Annotated in this window: 16 protein-coding genes; 9 read left to right on the plus strand and 7 right to left on the minus strand. The window is 64.4% G+C overall.

Going from position 1 to position 13,548, the window contains the following annotated elements:
- The first annotated feature begins 13 nt into the window (after nt 1-13).
- On the plus strand, nt 14-475 hold the full coding sequence (locus H8F27_RS02425) for a 6-carboxytetrahydropterin synthase (protein WP_197150987.1): 462 nt from the start codon (nt 14-16) through the stop codon (nt 473-475).
- Here the strand turns inward: H8F27_RS02425 and H8F27_RS02430 are convergent, their stop codons facing one another.
- Nucleotides 476-895: a MerR family transcriptional regulator gene (locus tag H8F27_RS02430; RefSeq protein ID WP_231596472.1), complete on the minus strand. Its 420-nt coding sequence runs from the start codon at nt 893-895 to the stop codon at nt 476-478.
- Nucleotides 896-1,512: 617 nt separating this feature from the next.
- Here H8F27_RS02430 and H8F27_RS02435 point away from each other — a divergent pair.
- Nucleotides 1,513-2,466, plus strand: coding sequence for an IS1595 family transposase (locus H8F27_RS02435; RefSeq protein WP_197147974.1), 954 nt, complete (start codon nt 1,513-1,515; stop codon nt 2,464-2,466).
- Between the two features lie 90 nt (nt 2,467-2,556).
- Here the strand turns inward: H8F27_RS02435 and H8F27_RS02440 are convergent, their stop codons facing one another.
- Together H8F27_RS02440 and H8F27_RS02445 are read right to left on the minus strand one after the other, a co-directional pair.
- Nucleotides 2,557-4,188 (minus strand): iron uptake porin, encoded by a 1,632-nt coding sequence (locus H8F27_RS02440; protein WP_197150989.1) that lies wholly within the window; start codon nt 4,186-4,188, stop codon nt 2,557-2,559.
- 250 nt (nt 4,189-4,438) lie between these two features.
- A complete protein-coding gene (locus H8F27_RS02445; protein WP_197150991.1) occupies nt 4,439-4,651 on the minus strand; it encodes a prevent-host-death protein in 213 nt (70 codons plus the stop codon).
- A gap of 150 nt (nt 4,652-4,801) precedes the next feature.
- On the opposite strand from H8F27_RS02445, the gene H8F27_RS02450 reads away from it, so the two are divergent.
- On the plus strand, nt 4,802-4,969 hold the full coding sequence (locus H8F27_RS02450) for a hypothetical protein (RefSeq protein WP_197150992.1): 168 nt from the start codon (nt 4,802-4,804) through the stop codon (nt 4,967-4,969).
- Between the two features lie 15 nt (nt 4,970-4,984).
- Here H8F27_RS02450 and H8F27_RS02455 read toward each other — a convergent pair whose 3' ends face one another.
- Both H8F27_RS02455 and H8F27_RS02460 read right to left on the minus strand, forming a co-directional pair.
- Nucleotides 4,985-5,953: a hypothetical protein gene (locus H8F27_RS02455; protein WP_197150994.1), complete on the minus strand. Its 969-nt coding sequence runs from the start codon at nt 5,951-5,953 to the stop codon at nt 4,985-4,987.
- 74 nt (nt 5,954-6,027) lie between these two features.
- Complete coding sequence (locus H8F27_RS02460; RefSeq protein WP_197151000.1) at nt 6,028-6,972, minus strand: metal ABC transporter solute-binding protein, Zn/Mn family; 945 nt, start codon at nt 6,970-6,972, stop codon at nt 6,028-6,030.
- A gap of 89 nt (nt 6,973-7,061) precedes the next feature.
- On the opposite strand from H8F27_RS02460, the gene H8F27_RS02465 reads away from it, so the two are divergent.
- The 5 genes from H8F27_RS02465 (at nt 7,062) to H8F27_RS02485 (ending at nt 11,594) form a co-directional block, all read left to right on the plus strand.
- Complete coding sequence (locus H8F27_RS02465; RefSeq protein WP_197151002.1) at nt 7,062-7,709, plus strand: metal ABC transporter ATP-binding protein; 648 nt, start codon at nt 7,062-7,064, stop codon at nt 7,707-7,709.
- The gene (locus tag H8F27_RS02470) at nt 7,706-8,509 is read left to right on the plus strand and encodes a metal ABC transporter permease (protein WP_197151004.1); all 804 of its coding nucleotides are present in this window, start codon (nt 7,706-7,708) and stop codon (nt 8,507-8,509) included. The genes H8F27_RS02465 and H8F27_RS02470 overlap by 4 nt, the downstream gene beginning before the upstream one ends.
- Before the next feature lie 153 nt (nt 8,510-8,662).
- On the plus strand, nt 8,663-9,619 hold the full coding sequence (locus tag H8F27_RS02475) for a permease (protein ID WP_197151006.1): 957 nt from the start codon (nt 8,663-8,665) through the stop codon (nt 9,617-9,619).
- Nucleotides 9,619-10,275: a TIGR03943 family protein gene (locus H8F27_RS02480; protein ID WP_231596473.1), complete on the plus strand. Its 657-nt coding sequence runs from the start codon at nt 9,619-9,621 to the stop codon at nt 10,273-10,275. Before H8F27_RS02475 ends, H8F27_RS02480 begins: the two co-directional genes overlap by 1 nt.
- Complete coding sequence (locus H8F27_RS02485) at nt 10,272-11,594, plus strand: hypothetical protein (protein WP_197151009.1); 1,323 nt, start codon at nt 10,272-10,274, stop codon at nt 11,592-11,594. Before H8F27_RS02480 ends, H8F27_RS02485 begins: the two co-directional genes overlap by 4 nt.
- Here the strand turns inward: H8F27_RS02485 and H8F27_RS02490 are convergent.
- Nucleotides 11,580-12,392, minus strand: coding sequence for a metal ABC transporter permease (locus H8F27_RS02490; RefSeq protein WP_197151011.1), 813 nt, complete (start codon nt 12,390-12,392; stop codon nt 11,580-11,582). The two genes, H8F27_RS02485 and H8F27_RS02490, sit on opposite strands and share 15 nt — an antisense overlap.
- A 34-nt stretch (nt 12,393-12,426) precedes the next feature.
- Here H8F27_RS02490 and H8F27_RS02495 point away from each other — a divergent pair, with 34 nt between their 5' ends.
- Nucleotides 12,427-12,828, plus strand: a complete 402-nt coding sequence (locus H8F27_RS02495) for a transcriptional repressor (RefSeq protein ID WP_197151013.1) — start codon at nt 12,427-12,429, stop codon at nt 12,826-12,828.
- On the opposite strand, the gene H8F27_RS02500 is transcribed toward H8F27_RS02495, so the two are convergent.
- Nucleotides 12,825-13,508 carry a metal ABC transporter ATP-binding protein gene (locus H8F27_RS02500; RefSeq protein ID WP_231596474.1) on the minus strand — a complete coding sequence of 228 codons (684 nt, stop codon included), beginning with the start codon at nt 13,506-13,508 and terminating at the stop codon, nt 12,825-12,827. The two genes, H8F27_RS02495 and H8F27_RS02500, sit on opposite strands and share 4 nt — an antisense overlap.
- Nucleotides 13,509-13,548 lie beyond the last annotated feature (40 nt).

The following is a 13,548-nucleotide window of genomic DNA, read 5'->3' on the forward strand; positions in this document are numbered from 1 at the left end:
GCCAACCAAGGGGATGACCGCCGCCTTCACCTGTTCGAAGACCTTCAGCGGCTACCCCTGCTGCCATCGCCAATGGCGCCATAGCGGCCACTGCCGCTTCGTGCATGGCTACAGCCGCAGCTTCAGTTTCTGGTTCAGGGCCGGGAGCCTTGACGAGAACGGATTTGTGGTCGACTTCTCCAGCCTGAGCGCCCTGGAGGCTCAACTGGCGGAGCAATTTGACCACACCTTCCTGGTCAATGCCGACGATCCACAACTCGCCACCTGGCGGGATCTCCACGCCCAGGGCGCCCTGGATCTACGGGTCATGGATAACGTCGGCATGGAAGCGAGCGCAAAACTCGTTTGGGGCTGGGCCAACGCGTTGCTGCATGAGCGCGATGGCGGACGCAGTTGCTGCTGGAAAACCGAAGCCCGCGAAAATATGAAAAATGCCGCCTGCTACGAGGAGCTACCTGAGTGGTTCAGGGGCTGATCAACCCCGAGCAGATGGCTCAGGCTTGACGCCCCCGCACTCCTGCCAGCTGGTGAGCAAACGCGCCAACTCAGCTTTCATCGCCTGGAGCTCCTCGAGGCGTGCATCGATGGAGGTCATCTTGGCAGCGATGCTGTCTTTTAACACCAAACAATTACAGACACCCGCACGGCGCACCTCCAGGATCCGCGCCAGCTCCGCGATCGGCACATCCATCGAGCGAAGGGCCCGGATAATCTCCAATTCCACCAGACTCTCACCACTGAACACTCGATAGCCACCTTCAGATCGGGCCGTATTCAGCAAACCCTGATCACAATAAAAGCGAATAGTTTTCACCGACAAGCCGGATCGCCTGGCCACTTCACCAATGCGAAGCCCCGGAGCTTGGCGGGCAGAGTCATCGGGCCGGCGCACCATCAATAAACCCTCCATCAGCTAGACACCTTGAGATTTTATCCAGAGCCTTGAACGACAGGCGCATATCCCTCCAGCAACCACCTCTAACTGGAGATATGTGTTAGCCTTGGCTTTGGCTCCATCTGTCGATTAGCGCCCATGTTGAAGCGCTCCCTCAATCTGGCCGCGGTAACACCCGGTGGCCTACGCCACACTGGCGGAAGCGGAGAAAGCCGCGAGCTGCATTTCAACTGCAGCGCATCCCAACGCTGGGCCTTGCTCCACCTCAACACAAAGCCATGGGCCTAATTCTTAGCCTCTTCCTTATCAGTTCCAGCCCACTTACCATATCAACACTTTCTCCCACAACGGCAAAAATATCAATAAATTATTCAAATGAAACCAGCCATTTCGTCGCCCATACTTCTGAGCTACTAGCCTGCGGCGGCGGCGGATCAGGCTCCTATCGCAAACCCCCGAGGCCAGGCCATGGGAAACCTGGGGATTCGGCACATCCGAGGGGAGCCCAGCCAACCAGCACCAACACTAAGCCAGTCCAAACAAACACTTGATTACCCAGCTCGCTCCGCGCACCGCGAGCCTGGGCCGTAGACTGGTACGCACATACCAGTTCAGTCATGGCGCGCAACGTCATCCAGTTCCAGAAAGGCCTTTCACTGCCTGACTTCCAGCGGCTCTACGGCACCGAGGTGCAATGTGAGGCTGCTTTGGAGAAGGCGCGCTGGCCCGGTGGGTTCCGCTGTCCCCGCTGCAATGGCCATGAGCATGGGCTGGTCTATGGCCGCAGGCTCAAGCGCTATCAGTGCCGCAGCTGCGGCCATCAGGCCACGCTCACGGCTGGCACGATCATGCAGGCCACGAAATTGCCTCTGACCACCTGGTTTCTGGCCTTTTACATGATCGGGCAGGCCAAAACAGGGATCTCCTCGCTGGAGCTCAGCCGCCACCTGGGCGTGAACTACGACACCGCCTGGCTGCTGCACCACAAGATTCTGCGGGCGATGGCTGATCGGGAGGAGGCTTACCTGCTGCGGGGAAAAGTCCAGATCGATGATTCCTACCTCGGCGGAGAACTGCCGGGCGGCAAGGCAGGTCGGGGTTCAGAGAACAAGATCCCCATCGTCGCGGCCGTCTCCTTGAATGAGGCGGGCCGGCTGATTCACGCCAGGATCACAGCCGTGAGTGGCTTCAGCTCAGAGGCCATCGCTGAGTGGGCCAAGCGCCATCTGGCGCCCGGCAGTCAGGTGCTCTCCGATGGCCTGGCCTGCTTTCGTGCCGTGACCACGGCAGGCTGCAGCCATCACGCCATCGTCACCGGTGGGAAGCACCCAAACGACTTGCCGCAGTTCCGTTGGATCAACACCGTGCTGGGCAACCTCAAGACCGGCTTCAACGGCACCTTCCACGCTTTCAATTTCGACAAGTACGCCAGGCGCTACCTGGGCGGCTTCTGCTTCCGGTTCAACCGGCGCTTCTCGATGGTTGCGATGACTGATCGCATTGCCAATGCGGTCTGTTGCTGCATGCCCTGCACGGAGCGGGATCTCAGGGTTGCGGAGGCTTATGGGTAATCAAGAACAAACATGAATTCAGGCCAAACCTGACTTCAGCTAAAGAGCAAGGGCCCCGACAACTTATTGCCGGGGCTTTTAGTCTTACAACTAGAATTTAAATGTCGTTTTAACCAGAGCCCCAAGGGAACTGAAGCCTTGTCCTTCGGGAGTTCTTTGCCCCAATGGACGACTTAGATAAAACAGGGCGGGCGTAATACTGATATTATCTGTGACCTGGAACTTGTACCACCATTCCCACACATAGTTGCTGTCATCAGGGTCAACCCCGCCGGTCAGCGATGTTGCAAATACGGCTTGTCCAACGGCAAAACCAAAATCATTGCCCTTAACAAATACATCCGTCCACTGTAACCCCACCATCCAGGATTGACTGACACTGGGTCTCCCTATCGTAGAAACGCCATAGCTTGTGCTGTTGATACCCCAGCCCAGACTCACAGAAGGCATCCAGCCACTTTCTAGTGGCTGCCAAAAGGCACTTATACCGAACGCATTGGTTTCAGCACCAACTGCTTCTCCATGGTCGATGGAGATATGCACAAGTGGAGTAGTACCTGGGACAAACTGGGTGAGTGGTTGCACATATGACCAAATCGCAGCCAGGCCCCACTGCTCTTGTTGATAACCGATCTGCACACTTGCGATGGCACCAGACTCAGTGGTGAAGAGCCCTTTTGTCGAATCCGAGCCAAGGGCTGAAACATAGTTTGCACTCACACTCCAGCCATTATTTTGCCACCACAGGCCAGCACCGGCGCCAAGATTTTTGCTATAGGCAGCTGGTGCACCGTTAACTGTAAAGATGTTTAGGACCGTATCAGCAGGATAGACGCTGGGCCAGAGCGCCAGCATGTCTTCTTGGCCGACACGCGCCCCCACCGTGGCGGTGAATTGATTGCCGATGGGGAATTGGTAGAAGAGCTTGTCAATGCCCACAATATTGGGGCCCGTATCTTCTTCAAAAGCAATTTCTAGCTCTGCGGAATTTCCGAGAGCATGGGGCTCTCCGCCGAAGACGCTAGTGGCAAAGTTGCCGGCACGAAGATTTGTGCGCAGCAGATCCTTGCCCGTAAAGCTAGTATCGAAAGTGAGTTGTAAATCATAATTAAAAGTTACATTTTCAGGGAGCGCGACTGGCTGGCCCCGATAATCCCGAATATTATTTTTACCGCTGCCTGAATAGACAATGCCCCCCACAACAAACGTCGCCAGGCCAGAAAGCTTTGTGGTAATGGAGAATTGCTGGGCCTCCAATGTGCCCACCTTGGCCTCGAGACCATCTACGCGGCCCTTGAGCACGGCGAGTTCTTTTTTGAACTCATCCATCAACCGTTGCAGCTCGTCGGTCACCTCGGTGACTCGATCGAGGCAGGCGTTGAGCAGGGCTGCCGCTTCGTAGCGGGTCATGGCCTGGCCGCCCTTGTAGGTGCCGTCGGGATAGCCCGCCACGCAACCGTATTTCTCCACCAAGTTGGTGAGGGCCTGATAGGCCCAGTCGCTGGGGCGCAGGTCGGAGAACTGGTTGACGCTGGTCACCTGATTTTTGGATCGCCAGGCCTTGAGCTCGTCAATCTCCTGCTGCTCCATGTAGTCATTGATGGTCTCACGACTATTGAGCGAAGCCAGTTCAGCCGCGGTTGCAGGTGCAGGGGCGACCAAAGACTGGAAAGGCGTGGCGGCCAAAAGAAGTGGCGATAAGACTAAACGGAGCAGCGGCATGCAACAAATCAATCGGGGCAACTTGAGGCCAGACCTCACCCGAACAACGGCATCGAATCAACAAAACGCCGCTGCCAGGCAGCCGAGTGCCACAAGGTGCAGCAATAGTGCCTCAACCTTTCTGTAAGCATGTGTTAATGGAGAGTTCGATGAGCATTTCAGGACAGAGCTCGCCGCCCAAGCGCCTCCGGCCGGGCTCAGGTTGATTGGAGGATGTTGGCGTCGATCACCAGCCGTTTGCGTTCTGCCATCAGGCGTGGGCCTGTTGCTGCTGGGCTCGCCTCCAGTCCTTGAAGTCAGCAGCCAGCTCCTCTTCTGTCAGGCCTAGCCGCTGCAGCTCGTTTTGCATCAACCGACCCGCTTCCAGCAGTCGCTCGTGCTCACTGAGATCTGACTTCTGGGGCAGGGGCACATAGAGCCCAACGGTGCGGCCATGGCGCGTGACCTCGATCGGGGTGGCCATTTCCAAGTGGGATGCCAGGCGCGCCCGCCCTCCCCTACCTCGACTGCGAGGTGCTGCTCAACACCCGCAGCCGCAAGGTCTGCATGACCTGCCACTGGTCTTGATCGGCTCACCCGCATCGAACTCACTGGCGGCGGCATTGAGTCGCAGGTGCGGGATCTGGAGGGCCAACGGCACCAGCAGCAGAGCGTTCCCAAGCGCCAGGTGATCGTCATCGGGGCTGGCGTCCACTACACCATCTATTACCCCGGCACTGATCGCTTTGACTTTCTTACCGCCGGCAGCAGGCCCCTGCAGCGGGCGCGGGGGTTTGCGTGACGGCACGGCTCACCATCAGAAGCGGAAGGTCACCCCCGTGCCGATGTGGTGCTGCCAGCCACGGCCCCAACCATCGCCCCCTTGGCTGCTGTAGATCGGCTTCCAGTGGGCGAACAAGACTGTGCCGGGACTCACAGGCACTTCCAGTGCCAACTCACCACCCCAGTCGGTGCGGCTGGAAAGGCCTGAGTAGCTGCCGGGGCTATAGAAACGCGGCCCCCCAGTAAGGGTCACATTGAGCTTGTCCACATTGAATCCAAAGCCCAGCCATGGGTCTGTGTAGTTGCCAATGTAGGTGCCATCAGATTCCCAGCCCGTTCGATTTTCTAGGGATAGAAAAAAGCCATCGGCAATGGTTTCGAGGCCATCGCCCAGGGCAAAATTCACATCGCCATCCCCCAAGGCCCACACCACGCCAACCCCCACCTCATTCTTGAGACCCTTGATGTCTTCCCCCTGGTTGCGGGTGACGTAATAAGGCTTCCATTCGGCCATGAACGAGAGACGATCGTTCGGGGCATAGCGGGCCTGCAGCTGCCCCTTAATGTCGACGCGCTGGAAAGGGGCACCGCCATGGCCCTCCTCTACATCGTGCTCCGCGTCATCGTGATCGTCGTGGTCGTCGTGATCATCGTGTTGATGCACCCGGCCATAGAAATGTTCAGCTTCCCCCCACACAAAGGCCGGGCCGACCATGGCTTCGATGGCAAAACTGCCCCGATTGGGCAGCCCCCACTCCATCACCACACCAACCAGGCCATCGATGGCGTAGTGGCGGGGACGATCCTCCAGGTTGTTTTCCAGGCCGGCATGGCCCTCGATGGTGAGCACCGGGGCCATTTGAAATTCGCCGGGAGCCAACTCAGCGCCGCCGGCGGCGCCATGGGCCCGCACCGGAGCGGGCAAGGCGCAGGCCAGGGCAATCCCAGCGGGGGCCAGCAGAAAAAGCGGCAGCGCCAACGGGGATGGGCGAAACAAAGGCATGGCTGATGCAGGCAAAACTGGGGTATTGGAAGCTGGGGTGTTGGGCGCGGTGGGGGCTGATGCGGCGACCCGGGTCAGCGGATGGCAGCCCAGCGCTGGGCGAGCTGGTCGGCAGCGGCGCGATCGCAACGACCGCCCTGGCCATCTACGAAGGTGCAGACATTGCCCGTGGCGGTCTGCACGGTGGAGCGCCCTGGCGCCAGGCCATCGGCCACCAGGGGGGTGGGATTCACCGGCACCCCGCTACTGCGACTTACCCGCCGCAGGGTTTTCGACACCGGCGATGATTCGGCGAACAGCTGACGGGTGCCCGATTCCCTAATCGCCTTGGTCATCGCGGCGAGAGTGGCGGGCCGCAGCACGCCCGCAGTTGTGTAGGCATCCAGCAGGGGCAATTCCCGGATGCCGTAACGCCGCGCAAAGCTGCTGAATGCACGGTGTTCAGTAACCAGAACTCTTGTGGACTCGGGCACAGTGCGGATCTGAGCACCTGTCCAGGTGCCGAGCCCATCCAACACAGCGCGAGCAGCTTGGCTGCGCTGCCGCACGCCCGAAGCTGCGCTACGTGGCAATCGTGCGATCAAACGATCTTCCACCACTGACACCATGGCGGCGACCTGGCTGCTGTTGTGCCATACGTGCGGATCACGGCCGGGGCTTTCCGGCACAGCCAGCTCCGCCACCGCCACCCGCGGAGCCGAGCTCTTCACCCGTTGCAGGGCAGGGGTAAGTCCATAGCCATTGACCAGCACCAACTTGGCCTCGGCCAGGGCCTGGCGATCCCGGGGGCGCAGGACCGCCTGATGGGGATCGGCGCCGGCCGGGATCAGGCAGAGCACCCTCACCTGCTCGGCAGCGAGGGTGCGGGTGAGGTCACAGAGCACACCATCAGCGGCTACCACCATCGGAGCCGGGGCAGCAGCTGCAGGGGGCAGGCAGGCAAGCAGGGCGACGAGAGCCGACGCCGGCGCACCCAGCAGCCCCGGTCGACACACCCGACTGACAAAAACCACGGACATCAGCACCCTGCAGCACAAGCGAATGATAACGATTCTCATTCATTGCCAGGCACAATGGGTGCCACATGGGGCGCCGGCCCCGCTGTTTCTTGGCTCCGCCCGTGGATGCGCCCTTGCTTCAGGCTCGCCAGCTCGCCTTTGGCTACGCCAAAACCGCCGTTCTGCGGTCCATCAACCTGGATGTCACGAAGGGTTCATGCACCCTGATACGGGGTGACAACGGGGCCGGCAAATCAACCCTGCTGCAGCTGCTGCAAGGCAAATTGCAGCCCACCGCAGGCTGGGTGCGCCTATGCGGGCGCCCCCTAAAGGGCCAGCGGAGGCGACTGGCCCTGGTGCCCCAGGCCCCAAGCCTGCGCTGGCACTACCCAATCACCCTGGCCGGCCTGGTGGGCCTGGGCTGCGGCGGCCACCCCCAACGCAGCCACACCGCCCTGGAGCAGGTGGGTCTGGCCGCCTTGGCCAAAGCCCCGATCGCAAGCCTCTCGGGCGGCCAGCGACAACGGGCCCTGATTGCCCGCGCCCTGGCCCGTCAGGCGGCCGTGCTGCTGCTCGATGAACCCTTTGCCTGCCTTGACAACCGCAGCCGCGAGCAGCTGGGCGGCCTGATCCAGGCGCTGGCGGCTGATGGAACGGCGGTGGTTCTTACCGCCCACGGGGATCTACCAAGCAGCCTGGAGCAGGTGCCGCAAATGCATCTGGAGCAAGGCCAGCTGGGGCCAGGGGATCGGCAATGAACGTGTTGATGGAGCCCTGGTGGCTGATTCCCTTCCTCCTGGCCGGGCTGTGTGGCCTGGTGTGCCCCCTGCTGGGCACGCTGTTGGTGGTGCAGCAACGAGTGCTCACCACGAATCTGATGGCCTACGCCGTATTGCCCGGCGTCGTGATAGCCAAGGCCCTGGGCTGGCCGGAGCTGCTGGGGGGCATGGGCGGGGCCATGGGTGCGGTGCTCCTGGCCGAGCTGCTGATAGCGGGCCGCCCCTCCGGCAGCGGCCAGGCGGAGGCCGTGCTCAACACCGTGTTGGCCGCCAGCCTCGGACTGGGGGTGCTCCTGGTCCAGGGCCTGGAATTGCCGGTGGATCTCGATGGCCTGCTGTTCGGCGATCTGCTGGTGGCAGGCCCCGCAGACCTGCTGCGCCTGCTAGCGGCCCTGGCCCTACTCCTTCTCGTGCTGCGGCTGCGCTTCCACCAGCTGCAGTGGCTGGGGCTCGACCCGGAGGGCGCCGCTGAGATCGAACTGCCGCTGCGCGGCCTGCGGCTTATGATGGCCGCTCTCACGGTCCTGGTCGTAGTCAGTGCCACCGCCGCCGTGGGCCTAGCCCTGGTGATGGCGCTGATCTGCGCCCCTTCTCTGGCAGTTCTTTCACGCGCCCAGAGCTTGGCGCAGGCCCTACGCCTGGTAGCCGGGCTGGGCGTGGTGGTGGGCGTCACCGGCTGCGGCCTAGCGCTGGGATTCAACCTGCCTCCCGGGCCCCTGATGGCTTGCTTCTGCTTGCCACTGCTGTGGCTGAAGCCAGCACCCCGCTCCTGGGACTGAGCTGGCTCACCAGCAGCGCCGCCAGCAGCTCGGCAGCGGGAACGGGGCTGGAGCAGGCCATGGCCAGGCTGGGTCGGACCCTTGCCCCTCTGCCCCTTGGGCGCCGGCGACCTGGGCTTGGCCGGCGATGATGCTTGCAACCGCAGATCTTGCTTGGCTTGGCTGGCCACCGCCTGGGCCATTTTTCAGGGCCTGCTCGTCGAAGCCCTGCCCTTTCTGCTGATCGGGGTGGCAATTGCCAGCCTGGCCCGCTGGCTAGCCCCTGGGGGCCGGTGGATGCAGAAGCTGCCCCGCCACCCGGTGCTGGGGCCCTTGACCGGGGCTGCCCTGGGTTTTGCCCTGCCCGCCTGCGAGTGCGGCAACGTGCCGGTGGCCCGGCGACTCCTGGCTGGCGGTGCCCCCCTGGGCACCGCCCTGGGCTTTCTGTTTGCCGCACCGGTACTCAACCCGATCGTGCTGGCCAGCACCTGGGTCGCCTTCCCCAACCAGGCCTGGCTGCTGGCGGCCCGCCCAGGCGGAGCCCTGCTGCTGTCCCTGCTGCTGGCCAGCGTGCTGCCCCTGCTGCCTGAAACAGCTCTGCTCGACCCGGCCCTGCTGGAGGAACGGCGGCTCAACCAGCCCCTGGCGGAGGTGGGCCTGCTGGAGCGGCGCACGGGCCTGGTCGGCCCCGCGACGCCAAAGGCGCTACCGGACAAGACGCCCCGGCCACCCCTGCAGGAGGTGCTGCAGCACGGCAGCCGCGAGTTTCTGGATCTGGCGGTGCTGCTGGTGCTGGGCTGCGCGATCGCCGCCACGGTGCAGACCCTGCTACCCCGCAGCTGGCTGCTGGCGGTGGGGGGAGCCCCCACCCTCTCGGTGCTCAGCTTGATGCTGCTGGCGGTCGTGGTTTCGGTGTGCTCCAGCGTGGATGCCTTTCTCGCCCTGGGATTCGCCGCCCAGATCACCCCCGGGGCCCTGTTTGCCTTTCTGGTGCTCGGCCCGGTGGTTGACCTGAAGTTGCTCGGGCTGCTCCGCGTGCTGCTCCGGCCAAAGGCAATCGCCCTCACCAGTGCCGCTGCAGCGGTGACCGTCCTGGTGCTGGGGCAATGGATCAACTTGCTGCTGCTGTGATGACCGCTCTCTGCCTCGCCCTATGGGGGATCGTGCTGCTGGGCAGCAGCCTCAGCGGGCGGCTGGATCTGCTGTTGCGGGGGGTGTTCCACCCCCTGGTGGGCTTCAGCGGTGTGGTGTTGCTGGTGCTGGCCGGCGCCCAGCTGAAAGGCGCCTGGGGGCAGGGCCGGCGGCCAGGCGCCCCCAGGGGCTGGTGGCTGGGCGCCGCAGTCGCCCTACTGGTGCTGGCAATCCCGCCCAACCCCTCCTTCAGCGACCTCGCCACCAACCGGCCGGCCGAACTGGGCCAGGAGGAGGCCCTTAACTTTGTATTGCCTCCTGCCCAGCGCAGCCTCACCGACTGGGTCCGGTTGCTACGCAGCCAGCCAGACCCCGGTCTCTATGAGGGGGATCAGGTGCGGATCAGCGGATTTGTCTGGCCCCAGAAGGGCGACCAGCCCCAGTTGGCCCGCCTGCTGGTGCGCTGCTGTCTGGCCGATGCCACGCCGGTGGGCCTGCCGGTGCGCTGGCCCCCGGGCCAGGTGCCCAAGGCCGATCGCTGGCTGGCGGTGCGGGGCACCATGGCGGTGGAAGAGCACTACGGCCAGAAGCGCAATGTGGTGGTGGCGGAGCGAATCGCCGCCATTCCCCGGCCCAGACGGCCGCTGGAGCCATGAAAAGGTTGGGCCCCAACCCGGTGGGCCTCGTGCTGGCAGCGGGCATCGCCCTGGCCCTGCTTCAGCAACAACTGCTGCTGCGCCGGCCACCCCGCCTGCTGGAGCTGAGGTCCACCACGGCCAGCTCGGGCCCCGCGGCCCTGGATCTGCGCTTCAGCCGGCCGATGCAGCGCTCCAGCCTGGAGCGCTCCAGTGCCCTGGCACCCCAGCTGAAAAGCACCTGGCTGGGGGAAGGCAACCCCCTGCGCCTGCTGCTGCTACCCCAGCAGACCATCCGCGGCCCGCTGCAGCTGCTGCTGGCGGGGATCGACCGCCGCGGCCTGCCACTCCAGCGCCAGCGCTGGCACTGGGACCCCCGGCCCCGGCTGCTGGCGGTGGTGCCGGTGTCCGGAGGGGAGCAACTGCAACTGCAGCAACGGGATGGGCGCTGGCAGGCCCTGGGCCCGGTGTGGCCCCAGCTGGCCAACGTGCTGCCCCTCGGTGACGGCTCCGGTGTGGCGCTGCTCAGCGGGGATGGCAAGGGCGCTCACAAACTTTGGCTGTTGCCACTGGAGCAACAAAATTTGGTGCGCGAACCCAGCAGCCTGCGCAACCCGATCTCGGGGAAGCTCACACCCCTCCTTGATCAGCCCCTGCTGTTTGCCCACCTGAGCAGCAATCGCCGCGGCGACCTGCTGGTGCAGGCATCGACCACGGCCCTGGAGCCTGGCCAGACCCTGCTGATCAGCTCAAGCGGCAAGCGGCGACGCCTGGACCAGGCCGCCTCCGGGCCGATTCAGCTGCTGCCGGAAGGAGGCGCCATGGTGGTGCCGGAGCTGGAGGGGCTGACCCTGTACTCCCTTCCCAGCGAACCAGGGCGCCGCCAGGTGCTGCCGGGCAGCCGCGAGCTGAGCAGCTTCTGTCCGGTGAGCGGCCGGGCCCTGCTGGTGCGCCACTGGCCCGATTACACGCGCTCCCTGGAGCTGGTGGAACCCGGCCAGCCGCCCCGGCAACTCTGGATCGGCGGCGAGGCCGTGCTGGCCAGCGCCTGTGACCGGGGAGGTGAGCGGGTGTGGCTGGTCATCAGCGACTGGCGCCAGGGCGCCCAGCCCCAGTTGCTGGCCCTGGATCGCCGCGGCCTGCTGCAGCGTCAACGCTCGCTCGCCGGCTGGGAGGTGGAGCCCGGCAGCGCCATGGCCTTTGATCCCACTCGCCAGCTGCTGCTGCTGACCCTGCGCAACCGCGATGGTGCCAAGCCAGTGCTGATCGATGGCCACAGCCTGGGGCTCCAGCCCCAGGCCAAATCGGTGCGCCTGGCCCTGTGGCTACCGGCGGGCTGAGGATCTGGCTGCCCCCAGGGCCGCAAACGGCAGCAGAGCCATACAGAGCACGCCGATCAGGGGCCCGGGCGGCAAGTTCACCGCCGGCTGGATAGCCAGCAGAAAACCGGCTCCGCTGATCGCCATCCCCACCAGGGCCGAACGCCCAAGGGCCTGGCGCAGGCTGGACGCGCCTGCCAGGGCCAGCAGGGCCGGAGCCCCCATCAGGGCGATCACCAGCACCACCCCCACCGCCGTCATGGCACTCACCACAATGAAGGCAGTCACCAGGGTGAGCAACAGCCGCAGCCGCCGCACCGGCAGGCCGGCCCCGGCAGCGCCGAGGGGATCCACCCCCAGATACACGTAATGGGAATAGCGAAGGGCAATCAAGGCCAGAACCGCCGCCAGCGCCAGCAGGCTGCGCAACAGGTCGGCCGGCGCGGCGGCCAACAGGTCGCCAAACAGCACCGCCTCCAGATCCACGCGGATGTGAAGGAGGGGAATCAACAGCACCCCCAGGCCGAGAAACCCGGCCAGCACCGTGTTGAGCACCGCCTCATCGCCCCCCTCCCCGGGGCGATCGCCCCGGCTGAGCCGCTCCGCCAGCAGGGCTCCAGCCACCCCAGTGATCACTCCCCCCAGGCCGGGATCCAGCCGCAGGGCCACTGCCAGCGCCAGGCCCGGCAACACCGCATGGGAGACAAGATTGGCCAGAAACAGCCGCCGCTGCACCAAAAGCATGGTGCCCGCCAGGGGACAGAGCCCACCGATCACCAGGGCCAGCAGCAGGGGCAGCAGCCACCAGAGACTCTCCATAGGATCAATCCACCTCGCCCCAGCCGGATTGGCCATGTCCACCCAGGTTGCCGCCCCAAGCGATCGCCAGCAGCTGTTGCTGGCTGCGTTGAGCCAAGCCGACCGGGAACTCTCCGGCCAAGAGCTGCACGCCCTGCTGCGCCAGGGGGCCCAACCGATGGGCCTGGCCACGGTATACAGACACCTGCGCCAACTGCAGCAGCGGGGCCTGATCCGCTGCCGCCATCTGCCCAGTGGGGAGGCCCTCTTCGCACCCACCGATCGGGACGAACACCACCTCACCTGCATTGATTGCGGCACCACGGTGGTGCTGGAGTGCTGTCCGATGCCCAAGGTGCACCTCCACCAGGAGCAGGCAGAGGGCTTCCAATTGCTCTTCCATACGTTGGAGTTCTTCGGGCTCTGCCAGAGCTGGCAACAACGCCAGGCCAGCTAACCGCAGCAGTGGTTGCCCACCCGCAGGTCGCCAAGGGCGTGACGCACCTCTGCCGGTGTGCCCTCGGCGAGCAGGCAACGATCGAGCACCAGCACCCGGTCATAGGCGTCGAGGTCGCTGCCCCAGTCGTGGCTGCTCACCAGCAGGGTGAGGCCGGCATCGCGCAGCTGGCCCATCACCTTGAGCAGCTCGGTGCGGGAGGGGGGATCGATGGCCGCGCAGGGCTCATCAAGCAGCAGCAGGCGGGCCGGCTGCACCAGGGTGCGGGCCAGCAGGGCCCGCTGCTGCTGGCCGCCTGAAAGTTGATCCAGACGCCGGCCAGCCAAGCCCGCCAAACCCACCCGCTGCAGGGCTGCCTCCACATCACAACAGCCAGGGCGATGGGCCGCCAACCGGCCGAGGGCCACCAGCTCGCGCACGGTGATGGGAAAATTCCAGGCGATCTCCCCCCGCTGGGGCATCAGGGCCAACTGCTGTCGCGCCAGGGACGGCGTCAACTCCTGCCCATCGAGCCGGATCGAACCACACTCGATCGGCAGCTGACCCTCGATGGCCTGTAGCAAGGTGCTTTTGCCGGCGCCGTTAGGGCCCACCAGGGCGGTGAGGGTGCCGGGCTCGAGCGCGAAGTTGACGCCCTCAAGAGCCAGATCGGAGCCACGGCGCACACGCAGCTGGCTCACCTCAAGGGACACGCTCGGCCTTCCACCCAGCCCCGAACCT

It is taken from the genome of Synechococcus sp. CBW1108 (assembly GCF_015840335.1).
Classification (GTDB): domain Bacteria; phylum Cyanobacteriota; class Cyanobacteriia; order PCC-6307; family Cyanobiaceae; genus Cyanobium_A.

Coding starts and splice junctions, on each gene's coding strand:
- H8F27_RS02470 (WP_197151004.1), top strand. CDS start 7,706: ATGAACGTGTTGATGGAGCCCTGGTGGCTGATTCCCTTCCTCCTGGCC.
- H8F27_RS02455 (WP_197150994.1), bottom strand. CDS start 5,953: ATGCCTTTGTTTCGCCCATCCCCGTTGGCGCTGCCGCTTTTTCTGCTG.
- H8F27_RS02485 (WP_197151009.1), top strand. CDS start 10,272: ATGAAAAGGTTGGGCCCCAACCCGGTGGGCCTCGTGCTGGCAGCGGGC.
- H8F27_RS02435 (WP_197147974.1), top strand. CDS start 1,513: ATGGCGCGCAACGTCATCCAGTTCCAGAAAGGCCTTTCACTGCCTGAC.
- H8F27_RS02480 (WP_231596473.1), top strand. CDS start 9,619: ATGACCGCTCTCTGCCTCGCCCTATGGGGGATCGTGCTGCTGGGCAGC.
- H8F27_RS02425 (WP_197150987.1), top strand. CDS start 14: ATGACCGCCGCCTTCACCTGTTCGAAGACCTTCAGCGGCTACCCCTGC.
- H8F27_RS02460 (WP_197151000.1), bottom strand. CDS start 6,972: ATGTCCGTGGTTTTTGTCAGTCGGGTGTGTCGACCGGGGCTGCTGGGT.
- H8F27_RS02430 (WP_231596472.1), bottom strand. CDS start 895: ATGGTGCGCCGGCCCGATGACTCTGCCCGCCAAGCTCCGGGGCTTCGC.
- H8F27_RS02445 (WP_197150991.1), bottom strand. CDS start 4,651: ATGGCCACCCCGATCGAGGTCACGCGCCATGGCCGCACCGTTGGGCTC.
- H8F27_RS02490 (WP_197151011.1), bottom strand. CDS start 12,392: ATGGAGAGTCTCTGGTGGCTGCTGCCCCTGCTGCTGGCCCTGGTGATC.
- H8F27_RS02440 (WP_197150989.1), bottom strand. CDS start 4,188: ATGCCGCTGCTCCGTTTAGTCTTATCGCCACTTCTTTTGGCCGCCACG.
- H8F27_RS02495 (WP_197151013.1), top strand. CDS start 12,427: ATGTCCACCCAGGTTGCCGCCCCAAGCGATCGCCAGCAGCTGTTGCTG.